At 70.1% G+C, this 21,058-nt stretch carries 21 protein-coding genes; 11 read left to right on the plus strand and 10 right to left on the minus strand.

What is annotated here, in order from left to right:
• Positions 1-95: 95 nt before the first annotated feature.
• From K8612_RS11700 to polA, 5 genes are all read left to right on the plus strand, one after another.
• The gene (locus tag K8612_RS11700) at positions 96-632 is read left to right on the plus strand and encodes a prepilin peptidase (RefSeq protein WP_223741336.1); all 537 of its coding nucleotides are present in this window, start codon (positions 96-98) and stop codon (positions 630-632) included.
• 46 nt (positions 633-678) lie between these two features.
• Positions 679-2,127 carry a type II and III secretion system protein family protein gene (locus tag K8612_RS11705; protein ID WP_014397747.1) on the plus strand — a complete coding sequence of 483 codons (1,449 nt, stop codon included), beginning with the start codon at positions 679-681 and terminating at the stop codon, positions 2,125-2,127.
• A gap of 149 nt (positions 2,128-2,276) precedes the next feature.
• Entirely contained in the window at positions 2,277-4,028 is a 1,752-nt protein-coding gene (locus K8612_RS11710) for an ATPase, T2SS/T4P/T4SS family (RefSeq protein WP_223741337.1), read from the plus strand.
• A gap of 7 nt (positions 4,029-4,035) precedes the next feature.
• Entirely contained in the window at positions 4,036-6,252 is a 2,217-nt protein-coding gene (locus tag K8612_RS11715; protein ID WP_223762327.1) for an FHA domain-containing protein, read from the plus strand.
• Between the two features lie 59 nt (positions 6,253-6,311).
• Positions 6,312-9,017: a DNA polymerase I gene (gene polA, locus K8612_RS11720; protein ID WP_223762328.1), complete on the plus strand. Its 2,706-nt coding sequence runs from the start codon at positions 6,312-6,314 to the stop codon at positions 9,015-9,017.
• A gap of 296 nt (positions 9,018-9,313) precedes the next feature.
• Here polA and K8612_RS11725 read toward each other — a convergent pair whose 3' ends face one another.
• The 5 genes from K8612_RS11725 to K8612_RS11745 form a co-directional block, all read right to left on the minus strand.
• A complete protein-coding gene (locus K8612_RS11725; RefSeq protein ID WP_223741340.1) occupies positions 9,314-9,856 on the minus strand; it encodes a hypothetical protein in 543 nt (180 codons plus the stop codon).
• Between the two features lie 182 nt (positions 9,857-10,038).
• Positions 10,039-11,322: a peptidase MA family metallohydrolase gene (locus K8612_RS11730; RefSeq protein ID WP_223762329.1), complete on the minus strand. Its 1,284-nt coding sequence runs from the start codon at positions 11,320-11,322 to the stop codon at positions 10,039-10,041.
• A gap of 8 nt (positions 11,323-11,330) precedes the next feature.
• Complete coding sequence (locus K8612_RS11735; protein WP_223762330.1) at positions 11,331-11,630, minus strand: DUF167 domain-containing protein; 300 nt, start codon at positions 11,628-11,630, stop codon at positions 11,331-11,333.
• Positions 11,631-11,640: 10 nt separating this feature from the next.
• A complete protein-coding gene (locus K8612_RS11740; RefSeq protein WP_014397740.1) occupies positions 11,641-12,168 on the minus strand; it encodes a DivIVA domain-containing protein in 528 nt (175 codons plus the stop codon).
• A gap of 88 nt (positions 12,169-12,256) precedes the next feature.
• Complete coding sequence (locus K8612_RS11745; protein ID WP_223762331.1) at positions 12,257-12,826, minus strand: HEAT repeat domain-containing protein; 570 nt, start codon at positions 12,824-12,826, stop codon at positions 12,257-12,259.
• Between the two features lie 146 nt (positions 12,827-12,972).
• On the opposite strand from K8612_RS11745, the gene K8612_RS11750 reads away from it, so the two are divergent.
• Positions 12,973-13,488 carry a J domain-containing protein gene (locus K8612_RS11750; RefSeq protein WP_223741344.1) on the plus strand — a complete coding sequence of 172 codons (516 nt, stop codon included), beginning with the start codon at positions 12,973-12,975 and terminating at the stop codon, positions 13,486-13,488.
• Here K8612_RS11750 and K8612_RS11755 read toward each other — a convergent pair.
• Together K8612_RS11755 and K8612_RS11760 are read right to left on the minus strand one after the other, a co-directional pair.
• A complete protein-coding gene (locus K8612_RS11755; protein ID WP_223741345.1) occupies positions 13,404-14,414 on the minus strand; it encodes a stage II sporulation protein M in 1,011 nt (336 codons plus the stop codon). The genes K8612_RS11750 and K8612_RS11755 overlap by 85 nt on opposite strands.
• Before the next feature lies 1 nt (position 14,415).
• Positions 14,416-15,180 carry an RDD family protein gene (locus K8612_RS11760; RefSeq protein WP_223741346.1) on the minus strand — a complete coding sequence of 255 codons (765 nt, stop codon included), beginning with the start codon at positions 15,178-15,180 and terminating at the stop codon, positions 14,416-14,418.
• 484 nt (positions 15,181-15,664) lie between these two features.
• Here K8612_RS11760 and fruA point away from each other — a divergent pair, with 484 nt between their 5' ends.
• Positions 15,665-16,351, plus strand: coding sequence for a response regulator transcription factor FruA (fruA, locus tag K8612_RS11765; RefSeq protein ID WP_043321786.1), 687 nt, complete (start codon positions 15,665-15,667; stop codon positions 16,349-16,351).
• Between the two features lie 61 nt (positions 16,352-16,412).
• Here the strand turns inward: fruA and K8612_RS11770 are convergent, their stop codons facing one another.
• On the minus strand, positions 16,413-16,640 hold the full coding sequence (locus tag K8612_RS11770; protein WP_014397734.1) for an MbtH family protein: 228 nt from the start codon (positions 16,638-16,640) through the stop codon (positions 16,413-16,415).
• A 189-nt stretch (positions 16,641-16,829) separates the two neighbouring features.
• Between K8612_RS11770 and K8612_RS11775 the strand changes: the two genes are divergently transcribed.
• The gene (locus K8612_RS11775) at positions 16,830-17,837 is read left to right on the plus strand and encodes a DUF4105 domain-containing protein (protein WP_223762332.1); all 1,008 of its coding nucleotides are present in this window, start codon (positions 16,830-16,832) and stop codon (positions 17,835-17,837) included.
• Between the two features lie 19 nt (positions 17,838-17,856).
• On the opposite strand, the gene K8612_RS11780 is transcribed toward K8612_RS11775, so the two are convergent.
• Complete coding sequence (locus K8612_RS11780) at positions 17,857-18,606, minus strand: hypothetical protein (protein ID WP_223762333.1); 750 nt, start codon at positions 18,604-18,606, stop codon at positions 17,857-17,859.
• A 58-nt stretch (positions 18,607-18,664) separates the two neighbouring features.
• Here K8612_RS11780 and K8612_RS11785 point away from each other — a divergent pair, with 58 nt between their 5' ends.
• Positions 18,665-19,297, plus strand: a complete 633-nt coding sequence (locus tag K8612_RS11785) for a YdeI family protein (RefSeq protein WP_223741349.1) — start codon at positions 18,665-18,667, stop codon at positions 19,295-19,297.
• 19 nt (positions 19,298-19,316) lie between these two features.
• Here the strand turns inward: K8612_RS11785 and K8612_RS11790 are convergent, their stop codons facing one another.
• Positions 19,317-19,940, minus strand: coding sequence for a hypothetical protein (locus K8612_RS11790; protein ID WP_223762334.1), 624 nt, complete (start codon positions 19,938-19,940; stop codon positions 19,317-19,319).
• Between the two features lie 127 nt (positions 19,941-20,067).
• Here K8612_RS11790 and K8612_RS11795 point away from each other — a divergent pair, with 127 nt between their 5' ends.
• Positions 20,068-20,517 (plus strand): NUDIX hydrolase, encoded by a 450-nt coding sequence (locus K8612_RS11795; protein ID WP_223762335.1) that lies wholly within the window; start codon positions 20,068-20,070, stop codon positions 20,515-20,517.
• A gap of 116 nt (positions 20,518-20,633) precedes the next feature.
• Positions 20,634-21,044: a hypothetical protein gene (locus tag K8612_RS11800; RefSeq protein ID WP_223762336.1), complete on the plus strand. Its 411-nt coding sequence runs from the start codon at positions 20,634-20,636 to the stop codon at positions 21,042-21,044.
• The last annotated feature ends 14 nt before the right edge of the window (positions 21,045-21,058 follow it).

The following is a 21,058-nucleotide window of genomic DNA, read 5'->3' on the forward strand; positions in this document are numbered from 1 at the left end:
GCCCCACGGTGCGATGGCCTTGTTCAGGAATTGACGGGCTGAGGGCCTCCATTGTTTGATGGGGGTCGCCTGCTCCCCATGGGAGCAGGTGCCGAATGACACCTGTTCAGCTCGCGCTGTGGACGATTCTGGGAGTGGCCCTGGTGATTGCGGTGGTGACCGACGTGCTGCGCCGGCTCATCCCGAACGCCGTGACCTATCCGCTCATCGTGCTGGGGCTCGGGGTGCGCGGTGTGTCCGAAGGGGTGGGCGGGCTGGAGTCGGGGCTGGTGAGCGGGCTTCTGGCGGGCGCGGGACTCGCGCTGCTGCTGGTGCCGGGTGCGCTGCGCGGGCGCATGGGGTGGGGTGACGTCAAGCTGATGGCGGGCGTGGGCTGCGTGCTGGGCTTTCCCACGGTGCTCGCCGCGGCGGCCTTCATCTCGCTCACGGGTGCGCTGCAGGCCCTCGTCACGCTGCTGTGGCAGGGGGCCGTCTGGGACACGCTGGCGGCGGTGGCCCGCCGCTGGGCGGTGCGGATGAAATGGATGCGCGAGGAAACCTCGCCCGCTCCGGTGCGACACATCCCCTACGGCGTCTCCATCGCGCTCGGGACTTTCTGGGCCATGTGGTGGCAGCAACAACATCTGGGATAGCGCGCCGTCAGGCCGGGCGCGCGCACGCAAGAAGGGGACTCACACGATGTTCACTCGCTTCACGCAAGCCCTGGCGCTCGGCGCCGTCGTCACGGTGGTGGCCAGCGCCCCTGCCCAGGCCCAGGAGGGCAGCTCCGTCAGCCTGGGCGTGGGTACCCAGAAGGTGCTCACCATTCCCGGCCTCAGCCGCGTCGCGCTGGGTGATCCATCCATCGCCGAGGTGAAGACGCTCGGCACCGGCCAGTTGCTCGTCACCGGTAACGCCGAAGGCAAGACGACGCTGCTCGTCTGGAAGTCCTCCGGTCAGCGCATCAGCTACCTGGTGACGGTCCGCAAGCAGGACCCCAACGAGGTCATCTCCGAGATCAAGCGCCTGCTCGGCGAAATCGAAGGCGTGTCCGTGCGCATGGTGGGTGACCGCATCTACCTGGACGGTCAGGCCTACACCACGCAGGACGCGGACCGCATCGAGCAGGTGGTGAGCCTGTACCCGAACGTGAAGTCGTTCGTGAAGATCGCCCCCAACGCCAAGAAGCTGGTGGCGCAGAACCTGAACGCGGCCTTCCAGAAGGCGGGCCTGAAGAACGTGCAGGCGAACGTGGTGGGCGCGACCATCTTCCTGGAGGGCTCCGTGGAGAGCCAGCAGGACCTTCAGAAGGCGGAGCTCATCACCAAGGCCATCGGCGAGAAGGTGGAGAACCTGCTCGTGGTCGGCATCAAGCGGATGATCCTCTCCGAGGTCCAGTTCGTCGAAATCCGCCGCAACAGCCGCGACCGCTACGGCATCAAGTACCCCACGGACATCACCGGCACGCTGACGGCCACCGCCACGCTGAACAAGGCGCTCATCCCGTCTGGCGACGCCATCTCCAACCTGGTGATGGGCGCGACGGGCGGCTCCGACCTGAGCATCGGCTTCCAGGCCAACGACGGTTACGGCCGCCTGCTGGCGCAGCCCAAGCTGGTGTGCGCCAGCGGTGAGAAGGCGGAGTTCCTCGCCGGCGGCGAGGTGCCCATCCCCCTCATCACCAACACGCAGTTCACGGTGGAGTACAAGCCCTACGGCGTCATCCTGAACATCCGCCCCACCGCGGACCGCAACGGCAACATCCAGACGGAGGTGGAGGCCGAGGCCTCTGAAATCGACACCTCCGTGTCCGTGTCCTTCGGTGGTTCGTCCGCCATCCCCGGCTTCCGCACCCGCAAGGTGAAGACGAACGTCACCGTGCGCCACGGCGAGACCATCGTGCTGTCCGGCGTGTTCAGCCACGACGAGCAGAAGGCCGTCGCGAAGCTGCCCGGCCTGGGTCACATCCCCATCGTGGGCGAGCTGTTCAAGAACCGCGCGTTCGACTCCACCAAGCGCGAGCTGGTGATCTTCGTCACCCCGCGCATCGTGAACCCGGACTCGGACAAGGTCCGCAGCATCATCGAGGACGTGAAGACCCGCTACAAGCAGGCCCGCTCCGAGGTGAACTTCAACATCTTCGACTGACGGCCTTTCGCGCCGCCACGTCGGATCCGGGCCGGCCCCATCCCTGCTTCAGAGGGGGAGGGTGCCGGCCCGTTCGTTTCCGGGCAGCAGGCGGGCGAGCGTCTCAGGAGTCTTTGAGGTCGTAGGAGGGCTTGGTAGCATCCCGACCCATGTTTCTCATCACGCTGACGGAGAAGGGCGGCGGCTCGGAGCAGCGGGAGTACCCCAAGAACGAGATCACGATCGGCCGGATTGCTGGCAACGACATCGTGCTCGCCAAGGGGAACGTCTCCAAGACCCACTCCCGCATCGTCGAAAAGGACGGCCGCTTCATCATCGTGGACATGAAGTCCACGAACGGCACCTTCGTGAACGGCAAGAAGATCGCCGGGCCCATGGTGCTCAAGCCGACCGACCAGGTCTCCATCGGCGACTACATCCTCAACGTCGAGCCGCTGGAAGAGGAGCCCGCCGACGAGGGCTACGACGAGGAGCAGGGCGAGGAGGCCTACGAGGAAGAGGCCTACGAGGAGGAGGAGCCCTACGAGGAGGAGCCGCCTCCGCCCGCCCCCGCGGCGCCCAGCCGCATGCCCGCGTCCATGGCCGCGGCCATGGCGAAGAACAAGCGCAAGGTGGACCCCCGGCTGGAGCGCTACTCGCGGCTCCAGAAGGAGATCCACGACCGGCTCATCGAGTACCTGGACCTGCGCCGCATGGACATGGACCGGCTCGGGGACGAGGAGCTCTGGCGCCGCACCGAAAAGGCCATCCGGGACATCATCGACCAGATGGAGGCGGACCAGGAGCTCCCCGGGGACGTGGACCGGGAGGAGCTGCTCACCGACGTCATCAACGAGGCGCTGGGCCTGGGGCCCCTGGAGGCGTTCCTCGCGTCGGAAGAGATCAGCGAGATCATGGTGAACCACGCCAACCAGATCTACATCGAGCGCAAGGGCAAGCTGACCCTGTCGGAGAAGACGTTCTCCTCCAACCAGGCGGTGCTCGGCGTCATCGAGCGCATCGTGGCGCCCATTGGCCGCCGCATCGACGAGTCCAGCCCGCTGGTGGACGCGCGCCTCAAGGACGGCAGCCGCGTGAACGCCATCATCCCGCCGCTGGCGCTCAAGGGCCCCTGCATCACCATCCGCAAGTTCAAGAAGGACGCGCTGAAGATCCAGGACCTCATCAAGTACAAGACCATCACCGCGCAGATGGCCGAGTTCCTGGAGATGTGCGTGACGGCCCGGCGCAACATCGTCATCTCCGGCGGCACGGGCTCCGGGAAGACGACGACGCTGAACATCATCAGCTCGTTCATCCCGGAGGGTGAGCGCATCATCACGGTGGAGGACGCGGCGGAGCTCCAACTGCCGCAGGACCACTGGGTGCAGTTGGAGAGCCGCCCGCCCAACCTGGAAGGCAAGGGCGCCATCACCATCCGCGAGCTGGTGAAGAACTGCCTGCGCATGCGGCCGGACCGCATCGTGGTGGGCGAGTGCCGCTCCGGTGAGACGCTGGACATGCTCCAGGCCATGAACACCGGCCACGACGGTTCGCTCACCACGCTGCACGCGAACACGCCGCGCGACGCCATCGCCCGGCTGGAGACCATGGTGCTCATGTCCGGCATGGAGCTGCCGGTGAAGGCCATCCGCGAGCAGATCGCCAGCGCCGTGCACCTCATCGTGCAGCAGACGCGCTTCTCCGACGGGACGCGCAAGATCTGCTTCGTCACGGAGGTGTCCGGCATGGAGGTCGACATCGTGACCCTCCAGGACATCTTCTATTACAAGCAGGACGGCTTCACGGAGGACCACAAGGTGCGCGGGCGCTTCGTGGCTTCGGGCTTCGTGCCGAAGTTCTACGACGAGCTCCAGCGCAAGGGCATCCCCGTGAACATGAGCATCTTCCGCGAGGACTGACGCGTCCATGCCTACCCTGGTCGTCCGTCACCCTGACGGCACTGAGCACGAGCACGAGATCGCGGGCGAGCTGAAGATCGGCCGCCAGCAGGGCAATGACCTGGTCCTCACGGAAGGCGGGGTGTCGCGGCAGCACGCGCGCGTCTACGTGGAGGGCGGCGCCGTCTACATCGAGGACGGGGGCAGCCAGAACGGCACCTTCGTGGACGGCGAGCGCATCGAGGGGCCCACGGCGCTGACGCCGGCCTCGCAGGTGCTGCTGGGCGACTACGAGCTGAAGCTCAAGGGCAGCGCCCGGAGCACCAGCGGCCGCCGCGCGGCGACGCCTCCTCCCGGCGATCCCGCGACGCTCGCGGACGCGCCCGTGAAGGGCACGCGCGCCATGCCCAGCATCCGCGCCAAGGCCACGCAGAACGGGGCCGCGAAGCCCGAGGGCGCGCTGGCGAAGCGGCCGGCGCGCTCGACGTCCGCGGGGGCCGCTGCCGCGGCCGCGGCGGGCGCGAGCTCGGGGCCGGTGCTCAAGGGCATGACGGGGCCGTGGGCGGGCAAGTCCTATCCCATCAACGGCACGGTGCTGGTGGGCCGGGCGCCTCCGGCGGCGGTCGTCCTGGATGACGACTCCGTGAGCCGGAAGCACGCGGAGGTGAAGCGCGAGGGCTCCGGCGTCATCGCGCGCGACCTGGGCAGCGCCAACGGCACCCTGCTCAACGGCGAGCTGCTGGGCGAGGAGTTCGTCGACCTGCAGCCCGGGGACGTCCTCCAGTTCGGCGTGGTGGAGATGACCTACGAGGCCGCCGACACGCCCTCGCGCCGTCCCGGTGCGGGCGCGGCGCCGGCCCGTCGCGGCGGCCGGGCGGCTCCCGAGGCGGACAAGAAGCGCAAGCTGCTGGTGGTCGCGGGCGGAGTGATCGCGCTGCTGGCGGTGGCGGCGGTGGTGAAGACCTCCATCGGGGCGCCGCAGAAGGCGCAGAAGACGGGGCCCGCCGCGCCGCTGGATCCCGCGGCGCAGGTGCAGGAGTTCCTCAGCGAGTGCCGCTCGTACTCCTCCAACGAGATGGGGGCTCCCGACTGGGACCGCGCCGAGAAGGCGTGCGAGCAGGCCCTGGACATGGACCCCATCAACGCCGAGGCGAACACCCTCGTGCGGCGCATCAAGCTGGAGAAGGAGGCCTTCGGCAACTTCGAGGCGGCGAAGAAGGCCATCGAGCTCAACCGCGAGAAGGACGCGCTGGAGTACCTGCGGAAGATTCCGAAGGAGAGCGAGTACTTCCGCCGCGCCCGCTCCAAGGCGAAGGAGACGGCCGAGCAGTTCGTGGAGCGCGCGAAGTTCGACTGCAATCGCTACCTGAACAACTCGCAGTGGGGGCCCGCGGTCCAGCGCTGCCAGCAGTACATGGAAGTGTGGTGCCAGAAGCAGAGCAAGGAGGACCTGGAGCCGCCCATCGGTCAGACGCTCCGCCTGGAGGGCGGCCTGCGCAAGAACGAGTGGCGCCCCAAGGACGCCATGTTCGTGAAGTTCCTGGTGGCCCGCAACCGCGTGGACCGCAACGCCCAGCCGTGGACGTGCCCGGTGTCCGACATCCTGCAGGAGGATGGGCTGGGCGTGGATCAGGCCAGCGAGGTGCGCGCCATGTTCGCCAAGCGCTACGCACCGAAGCTCGTCCAGGCGGCGATGATGGACTACTGGAACGGCCGCGGCAGCGAGGCCATGGCGACGCTGCAGAAGCTGCGCTCGAAGGAAGACCAGGCGCAGTACCACCAGTTGGCGGACGACCTCATCCGCGACGTGTCCAACGTGGATCAGCTCTTCAAGACGGGCGAGAGCTCCATCACCAACGACGACCCCGAGCGCGCGGTGGCGCCGTTCAAGGACGCGCTGGCGACGGACAAGCGCATCATGGCGGAGCTGGCGGAGTCGCACCTGTCCTTCTACCGGAAGAACATGTTCCAGGACCTGGCGGCCTCCGCCTACCTGCGCGGCAAGCACTTCGCCGACCGCGAGGACCGCCGCCGTGGCTGCCGCATCTGGAAGATGGGCTTCGACTTCTACAAGGGCAACACGAACCTGAACCGCGTGGTGGCCTTCTGCTCCACGCAGGCGCAGAACGCGTTGAACAACGTGGGCGGTTGCTCGGACTTCCAGGCGGTGGAGGACTACGCCGTGCCGGGTGACGGCATCGCCGAGCAGATGGCCGCGAAGAAGGCCGAGCTGAAGTGCCGCTGAGCGGCGCTCCGGTGTGGGGCTTCGTGGACAGACAGCGGTAGGCGCGCTAGGGACGGGGGATGGCCGACACCAGCCCCCCGCGCTCCGAGCGCCGCCTGGCGCTCTTCGACGCCTCTGGCTTCATCTTCCGCGCCTATCACGCCATCCCCCCGCTCACGACGAGCAAGGGGGTGCCCACCAACGCGGTGCTGGGCTTCACCCGCATGGTGCTCAAGGCCCTGCAGGAGCTGAAGCCCACGCACGTGGCGCTGGCGTTCGACAAGTCCGGCCGCGTGGAGCGTCAGAAGATCGACCCCACGTACAAGGCGAACCGCAAGGCGCCGCCGGAGGACCTGACGCCCCAGTTCCCGCTCATCCGCAAGGTGGGTGACGTGCTGAACCTGCCCTCGCTGGACGCGGAGGGCTGGGAGGCGGACGACGTCATTGGCACGCTGGCGATGCAGGCGAAGGCGGAGGGCTTCCAGGTCCTGGTCATCACCAGCGACAAGGACTTCATGCAGATCGTCGACGAGGACATCACCCTCTTCGACCCCGCGAAGAACAAGCGCATCGGCGTCGCGGACGTGCAGGAGAAGATGGGCATCCTGCCCGGGCAGGTTCGCGACTTCCTGGCCCTGGTGGGCGACGCGGTGGACAACGTCGCCAAGGTGCCCGGCGTGGGCGACAAGACGGCGGTGGAGCTGCTCCACCAGTTCGGCGACGTGGAGACGCTGCTCGCGCGCGTGGAGGAGGTGAAGAAGCCGAAGATCCGCGCGGCGCTGGAGTCCCACCGCGAGAGCCTGACGCGCGCCAAGCAGCTCGTCACGTTCAACACCGGGCTGGCGCTCAACGTGAAGCTGGACGACCTGGTCCGCCGCGCGCCGGACGCCACGCGCGCCAGGGACCTGTTCACGGAGCTGGAGTTCTACGCGCTCCTGCGCGACCTGCCCGCGGAGGAGGCCCCGGCCCGGCCGGACGTGGCGCCGCTCGCCACCACCACCACGCTGGTCACCACCGAGGCGGAGCTGAAGGCGCTGGCGGACGCGGCGAAGGCGGCCGGGGCCCTCACGCTGGTGCCCGCCTTCGAGGGCATGCCCTTCGCGGCGCCCCTGGTGGGCCTGGGCGTGGCGCTGCCGGACGGCTCCACGCGCTACGTGCCGCTGCGCCACCAGCAACTGGGCGCCACCCAGGTGCCGGTGGCGGCCTTCACCTCGGTGATGAAGGACGTCGTGGCGGACGCGGCGGTGAAGAAGGGCGGACACGACCTCAAGGCGCTCACGCTGGTGCTGGCCAATGAGGGGCTGACGCTGGAGGGCGCGCACGACGACGTGGAGCTCTTGAGCTACCTGCTCAACCCGTCGCGCCGGGAGCACGCGCTGGCGGACCTGGCGCGGGAGCGGCTGCGCTCGGAGCTGCCCGCGCTGCCCGCGTCGGTGGAGGGCAAGAAGGGGCGGCCGCTGGCGGACCACGGGCCGGAGGAGGTGGCCGCGGCGTACGCGGTGCGCGCGGACGCGGCGCGCAGGCTGGCGCCGGAGCTGTGGAAGGAGCTGGAGCTGGGCGGGCTCGCGGAGCTGGCGCGCACGCTGGAGCTGCCGCTGCTGCCCGTGCTCGCGCGCATGGAGCGCGAGGGCGTGAAGCTGGACGTGGCGGAGCTGGGCCGCACGTCCGAGCGCGTGGACGTGGAGGTGAAGGCGAAGGAGGCCGAGTGCCACCAGGCCGCGGGCCACGCCTTCAACCTGGGCTCCAACCCGCAACTGGCGCAGGTGCTCTACGAGGAGCAGAAGCTGCCCATCCTCAAGCGCGGCAAGACGGGCCCGTCCACGGACCAGGAGGTGCTGGAGAAGCTGGCGGAGGAGCACCACAGCGTGCTCGCGCGCGCGCTGATCGAATACCGGGGCCTGTCCAAGCTCAAGAGCACCTACCTGGACACGCTGCCCACGCTGGTGGCGAAGGACGGGCGCATCCACACCACGTACCACCAGGCGGCCACCGCCACCGGCCGGCTGTCCTCGTCCGACCCGAACCTCCAGAACATCCCCATCCGCACGGAGCTGGGGCGGGAGATCCGCCGCGCCTTCGTGGCGGACGCGGGGCACCAACTGGTGAGCGCGGACTACTCGCAGATTGAGCTGCGGCTGTTGGCGCACATCGCGGAGGACCCGGTGCTCATCGAGGCCTTCCGCAACGACGAGGACATCCACAGCCGCACGGCGGCGGAGATCTTCGGCGTGGACCCCAAGGACGTGGACCGCGAGCAGCGCCGCGTGGCGAAGACGGTGAACTTCGGCATCGCCTACGGCCTGTCCGCGCACGGCCTGTCCACGCGCCTGGGCATCTCCCAGGAGAACGCGCGCGACGTCATCGAGCGGTACTTCACCCGGTACGCGGGCATCCGCCAGTACCTGGAGGACACCGTGGAGAAGGCGCGCAAGGTGGGCTACGTGGAGACGCTCTACGGCCGCCGCCGCCTGATGGGGGACCTGCTCTCCAAGAACCGGGCGGTGGCCCAGGCCGCCGAGCGCGCCGCCATCAACATGCCCATCCAGGGCACCGCCGCGGACCTGATGAAGAAGGCCATGCTGGCCGTGGACGCCGCGCTCAAGGAGCAGAAGCTGAAGACGCGCGTGCTCCTGCAGGTGCACGACGAACTGCTCTTCGAGGCGCCGGACGCGGAGGTGGAGGCCGTGAAGGCCCTGGCCGTGAAGAGCATGGCCTCCGTCGCCGAGCTGAAGGTGCCGCTCAAGGTGGAGGTGGGCGCGGGGAAGAGCTGGGCGGACGCGCACTGAGCACGAAAAAACGCGGGAGAGCGCCCACCCCCGTAGGCGCCCTCCCGCTGCCCCATCCCCAATCCCCCCGACAAAACATGCCGATCCGTCCGACCGGCGGAGCGCGCGGACCCCCATCCACACGTTCCGGCGTTCGACTGTGTGCGGCTCACCGCTCCCCCGAGCAGGAACTCGCACCCTCAAGGCGCGTCACGGACCCCCATCCATGACAGCGCTCCCTCCCGCCAGCCCCCGGACCCTTCCTCAATGAGGAGTGTCAAGCCGGACGGATCGGCAAACCTTTAAACCCAATCCTCTCAATGCATGGCGGACCGCTCGTCGCGGCGGCCCATGGGGGCCCGGCGCGCGTGGGACGGCCGCTCGAAGTACTCCACCACCAGACCGCCGAACGGCACCCGGGGCCCATCCGCCTTCGGGTCCGCCATCCGCTGGAGCAGCGCCACCGCGCTGTCCACGGCCTCGTCGAGCGCGCTGTTGATGCGCTGGCGCTCCGCGTCTCCACCGCCCAGCACCTCCAGGGCGTCCACCAGGCACCGCCGCAGCAGTGCGAACTCGTCATGCAGGGCGCGCGCGCCACGCTCCGGCGCCAGGCGCAGCACCGCGCGGGTGCGGCTCCAGGGGCTGGACTCCACGCCCTCCAGCGTCAGCCCCAGCTCCCGGACGAAGGGCTCCACCAGTCCGTCCAGCAGGCTGGGGCCCGGAACGCCCTGGCCCTCGTGCGCCGCCAGCCGCATCCGCCGCCACAGGGCCGCGATGCGCTCCGGCTGCTTGCTGAAGACCCGGGCCGCCCCGGCCTTCTTCCGTCCCCGCTCCGCCGCCATGTCCGTTGTCGTCCGCATCGCGAGCAAAGACATAGCAAGGGCTTTGCCAACGCCAGACGGTTGCCGGTCCCCAGTGAAATCGCCCACTTGGGCAATGGGGCTGCCCTGAAGGGTGGCCGGAGGACGTAAATCCTACGGGGCGGGTGTTGAAAGGCGGGGGGCAGGGGAAGAACCTTCCCTGCCTGGGAACGCCGCGCCTCTCAGTGGAGCGTCGGCTTGGGCGGGCGGCCCGACGGGGCCTCGCCGTCCAGCTCGTACTCGCCGCTGGGGGACTCCAGCTCCTCGTCATCCCCGTCCATCCCGTCCGGGCCCTCCGGATGGCCCGCGCCCGACTCCAACGTCTCCGGCGCGCCCTCCAGGGCCTCCGGCTGGCTGGGCGCGGACGGATTGGGCGGGGCGGCGGGCGGGGTGGCGGCGGGCCACTCCGGCCAGGGGAGGGCGGGGGACAGCGGCTCGGCGCCGTCCACGGGGACGGGCCCCGCGGCGCGGGCGGCGGCGAGCAGGCGCAGCGCGGCGTCCTCGGCGGCGTCCTCCGCGGCCAGCTCCGTCATGCGGGCGGCCTTCTGGCGCATGCGGCGCGCGAAGGCGGCCACGCACAGGATGGAGGCCGTGAGCCACAGGAGCGCGGAGCTGGTGGTGAGCGGCAGCCAGCCGTAGCGGGCCGCGAGCCCCTCGCGCCAGTCCTGCTCCTCCAGCAGCAGCGACGTGCGGAAGGCCTTGCCGAAGGCCTGCTCGAAGGGCTCACCCGCGCGCACGCCGTCCACCAGCAGGCCCATGGCGTGCGCGCCGTGCTTGCCGGTGAGGAAGGCCACGAAGGCGGCGCTCTGGGCGTAGGCGATTTCGACGTCCGCGGGCACGTCCGGCCACTCGTCGGACAGGTCCTCGAAGTGGAAGACGCGCTCCTGGGTCACCGCGCGGAAGAGGGCGCTGTAGTGGGCGACGGAGAAGCGCTCGTCGGTGAGGTTCTGCGCCACGCCCTCCTGGAACCAGCGCGGCCAGTCCTTCGCGAGCTGGCCCAGCGCCACGTGCGCCAGCTCGTGCCGCAGCGTGGTGGGGCCCTCCGAGTCGCTCAGGCTGAGCGCGTCCAGCAGGATGATCTGATGCCCGGGGTAGGCGAGCGCCACGGCCCAGCCCGGAGGCTTGCCACCGGGGAGCGCCAGCGCCTCGAACTCCTGGCGGCCCACGCCCAGGCGGATTTCAGTGGTGCCCGGCCAGTCGCGCCCCAGCATCGCGCCGAAGGCGTCCCGCACGCCTTCAATCTGCCCGGCCAGGGCCCGGGCCGCGCCCGCCGCCTTCGCGGTGTGGAGGATGACGAAGCGCTGCGTCTTCAGCTCCCCCGCGACGATGGCCGGGCGGGCGTGGGGCACGAGCGCGGCGTCCGTGACGACGGCCTCCGTGGCGTGGATGCCCCGGGGGCCTTCCTCCTGCGCGAACACGCCCGGCGAGGCCAGCAGCATCATCAAGAAGGCGAACAGGCGGAGCATGCGTGGCCTCACGGTCCACCAGAGATAACAGCCTCGGCCGCCGCCGCATCAACCCCTTCCACCCTCAATCGCTTACGGCGCGACGTGTCACCCGCCACGAGTGTCACCTGGCGACGCGGCACGCCCAGCGTTTTGGCGATGAATTCCACCAGGGCCGCATTCGCTTCACCATCCACGGGCGGCGCGGCGAGCTGGATTTTAAGCTGGCCGTCATGCTCGCCCACCACCTTGGTGCGGGACGCGCGCGGCTGGACGAGCACCGTCAGCTCCACCCCGGCGGGTATGGCCTTGATCCAGGGGGCGGTCATGCGCGTGACGCTAGTCGTTGGAGGTGGCCTTCTTCTGCGACAGGAACGCGACGTTGTCCTCCACGCGCGCGTAGTCGCGGTCCGCGAAGGTGGGCGCGGCGAACGTCTCCAGCAGCTTGCGGTGGGCCTCCACCACGGAGCGCACCTGCGACTCGAACTGGGTGCGCTGGCGCTTGAGCTCGTTGATGTCCTCCACCACCTGCACCAGCCGTTGGTGGGCGCCGTGGACGATCTTCTCCGCCTGGTGCTCCGCGTCCGCGATGATGATCTCCGCTTCCTTCTTCGCGGCGTCCTTCAGGTCCTCGCTGATGCGCTGGGCGGTGACCATCGTCTCCTGGAGGGTGCGCTCGCGCTCCTGATGCTGCTCGAGCCGCGCCTGCGTGCGCTTCAGCTCCTCCTTGAGCGCGATGTTCTCCTTCACCACCTCCTCGAACTCGCCGGCGATCAGCTCCAGGTACGCGCCCACTTCGGGACGCGCGAAGCCGCGCATCACCGTCTCGAAGCGCTTCTGCCGGATGTCGAGGGGGGTGATCTTCATGCGCCCCAGTCTAACCCATACACGCGCGCACTCCAGGAATCGGCCCGGGCGGGGCGTCAGGCCCGGAGGGCAGACAGGCAGGCGTGTTTCAGGGCGCGGCGGCCGGGGCGGCCTCCCACTGCGACGCCACCGAGCGCGCGGCGTTCTGCACCGCGTAGCCCACGCGGCTGTCCGCGGCCACGTCCTGCACCACCCGGCGTGCGGTCTGCGTGCGCTGGTAGAGCAGCCCGCTCAGCGCTTGAATCTTCAGGGCGTCCGGCAGGCGCGGGTGGCGCACGACGTTGCCCAGGATCTCCTCCGCGCGGCGGTGCTGGAAGAGGGCCACCGCGCGCAGCGCGGCCTGCTGGATGCGCGGGTTCGGGTCCCAGATGAACGCGGCCAGCGGGTCCAGGGCGCGCGGGTCGCCCAGGAGCGCCAGGTCCTCGATGGCGAGCGCGCGGATCTCCTCCGGCGCGGGCTCCGCCGCCCACAGCAGACCCCTCAGGAGGGAGACGTCGGCGGCGCCGGCATCCACCGGGGGCCGCGCGGGGGCGGCGCGCTCCGCGGGGGCCTTGTCGGCCTTCGGGGCGGCCTTGGGCGCCACGGCCGGGGAGGCCGACGGGGCCTGGGCGTGCGCGGCGGCGGTCAGGAGCAGGGCGGCGGCGAGGAGCGGTCGCATGGGGCTCGTTCTACCCGAAACCCGGGAAGCCCGGCAGCGCACCGGGGCCACCCCCCGGGTCGTGCGCGACATTTTCTTGACGGGATCCGCCGCTGTGGGAGTTTGCCGGTGCTACAGGCGTGTTGCGAACGGAGGTCGAAGTCACCATGGGTGCGGCGGTCGCGAGCTGGCAGACACTGGAGAACGTCACGGTGGAGTGCACCCACTGCGGCGTGATGATGACACTCCAGCCCGGAACCCGGGTGAAGTACTACCGGTGCGGTTCGTGCCACCGCTGGGTGTCCAGCACCTACAGCGAGGTGTTCCGCGCGGACGCGAAGATGCGCACGCACCCGGTGAAGGACACCTCGGACGCGGACGCGCGCTTCGTGGAGGTGAAGGACCGGCTGGACAAGTGGCTCTCCGCCGTCCAGGAGCAGTGCCCGTACCAGACGCTGGGCGTGTCGCCGCTGGATTCGCCGGACGTGATTCGCGCGCGCTTCCACGCGCTGGCCCTGGAGCGGCACCCGGACCGGGGCGGCTCCGCGGAGCAGATGCGCGAGGTCAACGACGCGTACGAGCGCATCCTCAAGCACCGTCAGCGCAAGCGGCTGGAGGCCATGGCGTCCGGCACGTCCTCGCGCGCCACGCCCGCGTCCGTCCTGCCCGCGCGCAACAGGTAGAGCCAGAAGAGGGCTCCCAGCGACAGGCCCAGCCCCACCTTGGCCCAGGTGGGGAACAGGTGGCCCGGGGAGATGAAGCCCTCCACGAAGCCGATGCCGGCCAGGAAGGGCGCGCAGCCCACCACCAGCTTCACGGCTTCACGCCCGCGCGCCTGGAGCGCCTGCGCGCGCGGCAGTTCGCCGGGGTCGATGAGCGCCTGGCCCACCATCAGCCCCGCGCCGCCCGCGATGACGATGATGGACAGCTCCACGGGCCCGTGCGCGGCGATGAAGTCCAGGAAGCCCGCGGCCATGCCCTCGCGGAAGCACAGCGCCCCCACCGCGCCAATGAGCACACCGTTGTTCACGAGCGTGAAGATGGGCCCCACGCCCAGCAGGATGCCGGACGCGAACGCGAACAGCGTCACGGTGAGGTTGTTGGTCGCGATGCCGGAGGCCACGGCGTTGGGCGGCGCCACGGACAGCAGGTCATCCGTCCACATGCGCCCCTGCGCCACGTAACGCCGCACGCCCTCCGGCACCAGCAGCTCCGCGCCGCGCGGCTCCAGCGTCACCACCAGCGCGCCCAATAGCAGCCCCAGCACCAGCAGGCCCGCGCTCACGCCCACGAAGCGCGCCTCGCGGCGCAGGGTGGCGGGGAAGTCCCGGCGGAAGAAGTCGCGCGTGGAGGCCCAGCGCTCGCGCGGCGGCTGGTAGATGGCGCCATACGCCCGCGCGCACAGTTGGTTGAGGAAGCGGTGCGCGTCCGTGCCCGGATAGAACGTCTGCGCCCGCGCCAGGTCCGCGGCCGCGCGCCGGTACAGCGTGTCCAGCGTGCGCAGCTCCGCCAGGCTCAAGCGGCCCGCGCGCTGGCGCGTCAGCAGCGCCTGGAGCGCGTCCCAGTCCGGCCGGCGCCGCGTGACGAACGTGGGCAGGGGCGCGGCCATGTCAGTGGACCGCCTTCGCGCGCGTGCGCAGGAAGGCCTCCGTGGCCTCCGGCGACTGGAGCACCCGCGCGCGCTCCTCGTCCGTCAGGGACGCGCCCACGCGGTCCACCAGCCGCGCGCCCAGCCGCCGCCGCACCTCCGGCTCCAGGCCGGGCGCGCGCGACAGGAACGCCAGCACCAGCTCCACGTCCTCCGCGTCCAGGGGGCGGTGCGCGCCCGCGTCTGGCGCGTCCACCGCGGGCGCCTGCGTGTACTTGTCCAGGTCGATGGCCTCCTCGCGCACCAGCACGGTGCCGGCGAGCATGTCTCCCAACCGGCGGTGGCGTGAGTCCAGCAGCATGGTGATGCAGCCGGTGGCGTAGAGCACTGGCAGGAAGTCCACGGCACGGCAGAGGTTCCTCACCGCGCTTTCGAAGAAGCCCACCGGCGAGCCATCCTCTCGCACCACGCGGATGCGCAGCACCCGCTTGCCGGGTGTCTGTCCATGGAAGAAGACCTCCGCCAGCGTCCAGTACAGCCATTGCGTGGCGAAGAGGCCCACCGCGAGCAGTGTCTGCGTGAGCCCCGACAGCGCCTGGAAGGCCCCCAGCACGTCGGACACCAGCAGGGTGATGACGAAGTAGAGCGCCACCCAGAAGAAGAACAGCAGGCTCGCGTCCACCAGCCACGCGAGACAGCGGTAGCCGATGCCGGCCACGGGCAGGGACAGGGCCACCCGCTCGGGCGTGGCGACGTCGACATGGGGTGCGGGGGCGGAGGGAGTCATGCGCGCGGGACGCACAGCATACGCCCTTGCCATCCAGGACGCGCCATCTCCATGCATGCCGGGGCCTCGCCCGGGCATGGGACGAAACACCGATGAAAACATCCGAATCTGGACGCGGGACGTATGTCCCTGGGCTGACAGCGATCACGACCTGACGGACGAGGCCCTGGATTTCCATGCGTTCCGTGCGCAATTGACAGTCCTGCTCGGGTCCGTTCGCAAGAGGCCTTGGATGATGTTAGGGTCTCGGTTGGCTGGATTTGCTTGAAACGAAAAAGGAGGTTCGGCCCGGACGGGCCAGTTCGGCAGTCGCAGACGCAGTCCGCAGGGCAGCAGTCACAGGACCCCCGGATGGAGTTGAAGCGCGGTTCTCGCACGCTCAGCACAGGCGGAAGTTCCGCCGCGGTTCCACCGACTCCGGGGCAGGTTGAAGTCGACAGGTAGCATTGAAAGCAATTCGCCACGACGGCTGGGGGGCCATCGCATGGCAGCGAATCAATCGGCAGTTCGAATTTCGATTCTCGAAGGACCGTGGGCGGCCTGGCAGGGCCTTTCCGACGGGCTTCGGGGTGAGGGTCATTCCACTTCGGTGACGCGCGACGTGCGCGGCTTCCTGGACGGGCTCGGGACGGATCCACCGCAGGTGGCCATCCTGGACGTGGAGAGCGACGGCGAGGCCGCCATCGGGTGCTCCGTGACGGAGGGGCTCAACCTGCTGCGCGAGGCCCGCAAGCGCCGGCTGGAAGTGCGCATGCTGCTGCTGTCCGCGGTGAGCACGCCGGAGGTCATCTCCCAGTGCTTCGACGAAGGGGCCTCCGGGTATCTCTTCCGCGCGGGGCTGGGCGTGAACGCGGTGTCCTCCGCGGTCCAATCGCTGGTGCGGGGGGAGCGCCTCTTCCCGGTGCAGCTCCTGCGCAACGACTTCGAGCACCCGCCGGTGACGTCACCCACGGCGAGCGTCCTGTTGCTGCTCACGCAGCGCGAGCGCGAGGTGCTCCAGTACGTGGCGGGCGGGGCGGACAACCTGAAGATCGCCGCGCACCTGCAAATCGCGGAGCGCACGGTGAAGTCACACGTCACGCAGCTCTACCGCAAGCTGGGCGCGGAGAACCGCACCCAGCTCGCCCTGCGCGCCTGCCACCTGGGCGTCAGGCCTCCGCCGGACCTCTAGCGGGGCCGGCCCACCCTCCCCGTTGAAGCGGGGAGGGCGTGGTGGGAAGCGCACGCGGCCTTCAGTTCTTGTTGCGGGCCGCGTCCTCTTCCATCTTCTTGCGGAGGCTCAGGGGACGCATGTCCGTCCAGACCTCCTTGATGTACTCCAGGCACTCGGCCTTCAGGCCCTGCTTGCCGGCGTCCTTCCAGCCCAGCGCGTTCTCACGGTCCGCGGGCCAGATGGAGTACTGCTCTTCGTGGTTCACGACGACCTTGTAAACGGTCGTGTCTTCGCGCTCGTCGCTCATGGGGTGTGACTCCTGGAAGCTGGGGACCCCCCTTTCGTCGCACACCCAGGGAAAAGCGGTCAAGGTAGGCGGTTGCGACAAATCCCGGTCCTTCCCGGGAGGGGGGATCCGCGCCCGGCCGCCCGCCGGGACCGCCCCCGGAAGCCGCCTCCGTGACACGAGCGGCACGGGGCGCGGATACTCGGCCGCATGCGCATCTGGAAGAACGCCGTGTCGGGGCTCGTGCTCCTCCTGGGGGGCGCCTGGGCCTCGCTGGCCCTGGCCCTGACGGGGACGGGGCCGGAGGGGCCGCACGGGGCCCGGAGCCTCGTGGCGGGGGCCCTGGTGGCCCTGGCGGTGGCGGCCTGGCGGTGGCGTTCGCGGCGCTGGGGCGTGGCGGTGATGCTCCTGGGCTGCCTGTCCGTGTACGGGTGGGTGCGGACGTTCCAGCCCTCCAACACGCGGGACTGGGCGCCGGACCTGTCGCGGGCGCCATGGGCGGAGGTGGCCGGGACGCAGGTGACGCTCCACGACGTGCGCGACTTCCGCTACCGCAGCACCACGGACTGGGACCCCGCCTGGTACACGGCCACCTACGACACGGACGCACTCACGGACGCGTCGTTCATCGTGGAGCCGTTCTCCGGCTTCTATGGCGCCGCGCACACGATGGTGAGCTTCGGCTTCCAGGACGGCCGCCACGTGGTGTTCTCCGTGGAGGTGCGGCGCGAGCAGGGGGAGACCTTCTCCGCGCTGGGGGGGCTGTTCCGCCGCTTCGAGCTCACCTACGTCGTGGGCGACGAGCGGGACCTGGTGCAACTGCGCTCCAACTTCCGCCATGACGACGTGTATGTGTATCCGGTGAACGCGTCGAAGGAGCGCATCACCGCGTTCTTCATGGACATGGTGCGGCGGATGAACGGGCTGCACACGCAGCCGGAGTTCTACGACACGCTCACCAGCAACTGCACCACCAACCTGGTGCACCACTTCGAGAAGGTGGCCACGAAGGACGTGCCGTACGACCACCGCACGCTGATGCCGGCGTTCTCGGACGCGCTCGCGTACGAGCTGGGCATCATCGACACGGACGTGCCGCTGGAGCAGGTCCGCCAGCGCTACCACATCAACGCGCGAGCGCTGGCCGCGCAGGGGCGGGACGACTTCTCCGCCCGCATCCGCGCGCCGCTGGAGACCGCCGCCGCGCCGGTGCCCTGAGCCCTGGCGCCGTCTGGCTTCAGGTGCCCGTCGCGGCCCGGGGCTGCTCGGGCATGGGGCCGCGCTTCAGGTGCTTGTCGTAGTGGGCCTCCAGCGCGGTGAAGTAGCCGCGCTCGTCCCACATCTCCTGGAGGAGCCGGTCCGTGAGGGACCGCACCTCCGCGCTCTCGTCCTTCGGGTCGGGCACGCGGGCGCCGCCGCGCTTCGGATCCAGGAAGGCGCGGGTGGCCTCGGCCATCAGCACCCGGCTGCCGCGGAAGAGCCGGCGCAGGGCCTGGTTGATGGGGCGGGCGTCCATCTCCGAGCAGGCGGCGACGATGGCGGCCTGCACCCTGCGGGGCGCGTCCCCCTGGAGCGAGGCCGCGTCCAGGTCGCCTCGCTCCAGCGCGTGGTGCAGCAGGTAGCCGTGGTGCAGGCACACGCTCGTCAGGTCCACGCAGTCCTTCACCCAGAGGACGAAGAAGACCTTGCGGAACACCTTTCGCACGGGGAAGAGGGCCACGGCCTTGAGGTAGGACACCAGCCGTCCGCCCAGGCCGCGCGCTTCGTATGAGCCGGCGAGCACCGCCACGGCCTTGTCCGGGGCTTTGAGGCCCTTGTCCTTGAGCTGGTCGCGCACGGACTGCTCGCGCACCTGGCGCAGGGCGTAGTCGTCCAGGAAGGGCACGGGGATGAGCGGGGTGAGCCCGGCCGCCACGGCGTGGAAGGCCACGCGGGCGAGCGAGGGCGGCACGGCGTTCGGCGGACGGGCGTGGGTGGAATCATCCATGGCGTGGTTCATAACCGCTTCCGCCCGGGCCGCCTTCCGCCGGTAGAGTGGGATTGTCATGAACCCGGCGCGAGCCAGGGGGCAGGGAAAGGTGTTGGACCGCATGAAGGCGAAGGCGAAGCAGGAGCTCCCCGTCGTGCCCTTCGCGTCGGAGAAGGCGTGGGAGAAGTGGCTGGAGAAGAACCACGTCGACTCGCCGGGGGTCTGGGTGAAGCTCGCCAAGTTGGAGTCCGGCATCCCGTCCGTGACGTACGCGCAGGCGCTGGAGGTGGCGCTCTGCTACGGCTGGATCGACGGGCAGAAGGGCGCGCTCGACTCGGAGTACTGGCTCCAGCGCTTCACGCCGCGCAAGCCGCGCAGCAAGTGGTCGAAGATCAACTGCGGCAAGGTGGAGACCCTGGTCGCCGCCGGACGCATGAAGCCCGCGGGCCTGCGCGAGGTGGAGGCCGCGCGCGCGGATGGCCGCTGGGAGGCGGCGTACGCGGGGCAGAAGACCATGGAGGTGCCGGAGGACCTGACGCTCGCGCTGGAGAAGAACCCGAAGGCGAAGGCGGCCTTCGCCACGCTCAAGGGCGCCAACCGTTTCGCCATCCTCTTCCGGCTCCACGACGCGAAGAAGCCGGAGACGCGCGCGCGGCGGCTGGAGAAGTTCATCGCGATGCTGGAGGCCGGGGAGCTGATCCACGGCTGATGCCGGTCGCGATGACTGGCTAAGGCAGGATGCGCTGCAGGAGCGCGCTGCCCGCGATGAGGTGCGCGCGGGTCTCGCCGCTCATCAGCGACGCCGCCATGCTTACCCCCAGCGGCTGCTGCCGGAAGAACGCGGTCTCGCGCATCGCGAACTCCCAGATGTTGGAGGGCGTCGCGGGCCGGTTGAGCAGCTCGCGGTTCGCCTCGTAGAAGTCACCCACCTGGCCCGCCGCCGCCTCGCGTCCCGCGGCCTGTCCCGCGCGTGCCTGCTCCTGCATCCGCTGGAGCAGGTGGGGGGCCATCTGGGACTGGGCCATGCCCTCCACGCCCAGGGCCGCCGCGCCCGGCGCAGCACCTGCCGCGTAGCCCACCGCGCCCATCGCCTGCATCGCGCCGGACAGCAGCGGGCGGATGGCCGCGCCCACCGAACCCGGGGGCGCCTGCCGCACCACCTCCAGCGCCCGCTCGCGCTGCCCCATCGGCGCCGGACCGCCCGCGCCCGTCAGGTTCACCGGGGCCGGAGCGCGGGGGCCCTCGAAGCCATCCTGTTGCAGCGCCACCTGCCGTGGCGTGCGTGCGGGCGCGGCCGGAGCCGTGGAGGCGGCTGGAGCCGCCGGACGGGCCTCCGTCACCGGGTTGGACACGGGGAGCGAGACACTCCGGTTGCCGACTGGACCTATGTTTCCCATGTCTTCCACTTTAACACGGGTTCCTCCGGCCCTGCCGTGGCCGGGTAGCCTCGGCGGCATGAGCACCCCGATTGATTCCGTCATGCGCGTGGCCTACCGCGGCGCCTATCACCTGGCGCTCGCGTGGTGGTTCGTGCGCCGTCCGCGCACGGAGGGCACGCTCGTGGGGGTGTGGCGGGGGCGTGAGGTGTTGCTGCTGCAGAACTCCTACAAGCAGGCCTTCTCGTTGCCGGGCGGCGGCCGGCACCGCGGCGAGTCTCCGGAAGAGACGGGCGCCCGGGAGCTGCGCGAGGAGGTGGGGCTGCACGTGCCGGCCTCGAGTCTGCGCGTCGTGTGCGAGCTGCGTCACACGGACGAGTTCAAGCGGGACCTGTGCCACTTCGTCGAGCTGGAGCTCGCCGCGGAGCCCCGGCTCGTGCTCGACCAGCGCGAGGTGGTGTGGGCCCGGTGGCTCGACGTGGAGACCGCGCTGCGCCTGCCGCTCATGCCCGTGGTGCGCGCCTACCTGGAGGATGCCGCGCGGCGGAGGTGATTCGTGCCCTCTCGCCCGTCCCCCTGGCGTGGAGGCGGCCTCACCCCTGTCTTGCACCCGCCAGTTCGCCACCCCACCTTTCGGTGATTGGGATTGAACCGGGACGGAGGCGGACCGTGCTTCAGGAAGCCAGGACGACACCTTTGCAGAACGTGGGGCGCGGCGTGTTGGGCTCGTTCATGGTCGGGGCCGGCGCGGGGCATCTCTCCTTCGCGCGCGGACCATTCCAGGCGCAGGTGCCGGACTGGGTGCCCATGGACAAGGACCTCGTCGTCCTGCTCTCCGGCGTGGTGGAGATCGGCCTCGGGCTGTCGCTGCTCTTCGACAAGCGCCACCGGGTTCCCCTGGGGCTGAGACTGGCGGCCTTCTTCGCGGCGGTCTTCCCCGGCAACCTGCATCAGTACGACAAGCGCCTCTCCGCGTTCGGTCTGGATACGGACCGCAAGCGCCTGGCGCGGCTGTTCTTCCAGCCCGTGCTGATGGCCTGGGCGCTCTGGTCCACCGGTGCCCGGAAGGCGTTGCGGTAAAGACAGACGCTCGC

The sequence above is a fragment of the Corallococcus sp. AS-1-6 genome (genome assembly GCF_020037015.1).
Lineage (GTDB): Bacteria > Myxococcota > Myxococcia > Myxococcales > Myxococcaceae > Corallococcus.

Coding starts and splice junctions, on each gene's coding strand:
- K8612_RS11700 (WP_223741336.1), top strand. CDS start 96: ATGACACCTGTTCAGCTCGCGCTGTGGACGATTCTGGGAGTGGCCCTG.
- K8612_RS11705 (WP_014397747.1), top strand. CDS start 679: ATGTTCACTCGCTTCACGCAAGCCCTGGCGCTCGGCGCCGTCGTCACG.
- K8612_RS11710 (WP_223741337.1), top strand. CDS start 2,277: ATGTTTCTCATCACGCTGACGGAGAAGGGCGGCGGCTCGGAGCAGCGG.
- K8612_RS11715 (WP_223762327.1), top strand. CDS start 4,036: ATGCCTACCCTGGTCGTCCGTCACCCTGACGGCACTGAGCACGAGCAC.
- polA (WP_223762328.1), top strand. CDS start 6,312: ATGGCCGACACCAGCCCCCCGCGCTCCGAGCGCCGCCTGGCGCTCTTC.
- K8612_RS11725 (WP_223741340.1), bottom strand. CDS start 9,856: ATGCGGACGACAACGGACATGGCGGCGGAGCGGGGACGGAAGAAGGCC.
- K8612_RS11730 (WP_223762329.1), bottom strand. CDS start 11,322: ATGCTCCGCCTGTTCGCCTTCTTGATGATGCTGCTGGCCTCGCCGGGC.
- K8612_RS11735 (WP_223762330.1), bottom strand. CDS start 11,630: ATGACCGCCCCCTGGATCAAGGCCATACCCGCCGGGGTGGAGCTGACG.
- K8612_RS11740 (WP_014397740.1), bottom strand. CDS start 12,168: ATGAAGATCACCCCCCTCGACATCCGGCAGAAGCGCTTCGAGACGGTG.
- K8612_RS11745 (WP_223762331.1), bottom strand. CDS start 12,826: ATGCGACCGCTCCTCGCCGCCGCCCTGCTCCTGACCGCCGCCGCGCAC.
- K8612_RS11750 (WP_223741344.1), top strand. CDS start 12,973: ATGGGTGCGGCGGTCGCGAGCTGGCAGACACTGGAGAACGTCACGGTG.
- K8612_RS11755 (WP_223741345.1), bottom strand. CDS start 14,414: ATGGCCGCGCCCCTGCCCACGTTCGTCACGCGGCGCCGGCCGGACTGG.
- K8612_RS11760 (WP_223741346.1), bottom strand. CDS start 15,180: ATGACTCCCTCCGCCCCCGCACCCCATGTCGACGTCGCCACGCCCGAG.
- fruA (WP_043321786.1), top strand. CDS start 15,665: ATGGCAGCGAATCAATCGGCAGTTCGAATTTCGATTCTCGAAGGACCG.
- K8612_RS11770 (WP_014397734.1), bottom strand. CDS start 16,640: ATGAGCGACGAGCGCGAAGACACGACCGTTTACAAGGTCGTCGTGAAC.
- K8612_RS11775 (WP_223762332.1), top strand. CDS start 16,830: ATGCGCATCTGGAAGAACGCCGTGTCGGGGCTCGTGCTCCTCCTGGGG.
- K8612_RS11780 (WP_223762333.1), bottom strand. CDS start 18,606: ATGGATGATTCCACCCACGCCCGTCCGCCGAACGCCGTGCCGCCCTCG.
- K8612_RS11785 (WP_223741349.1), top strand. CDS start 18,665: ATGAACCCGGCGCGAGCCAGGGGGCAGGGAAAGGTGTTGGACCGCATG.
- K8612_RS11795 (WP_223762335.1), top strand. CDS start 20,068: ATGCGCGTGGCCTACCGCGGCGCCTATCACCTGGCGCTCGCGTGGTGG.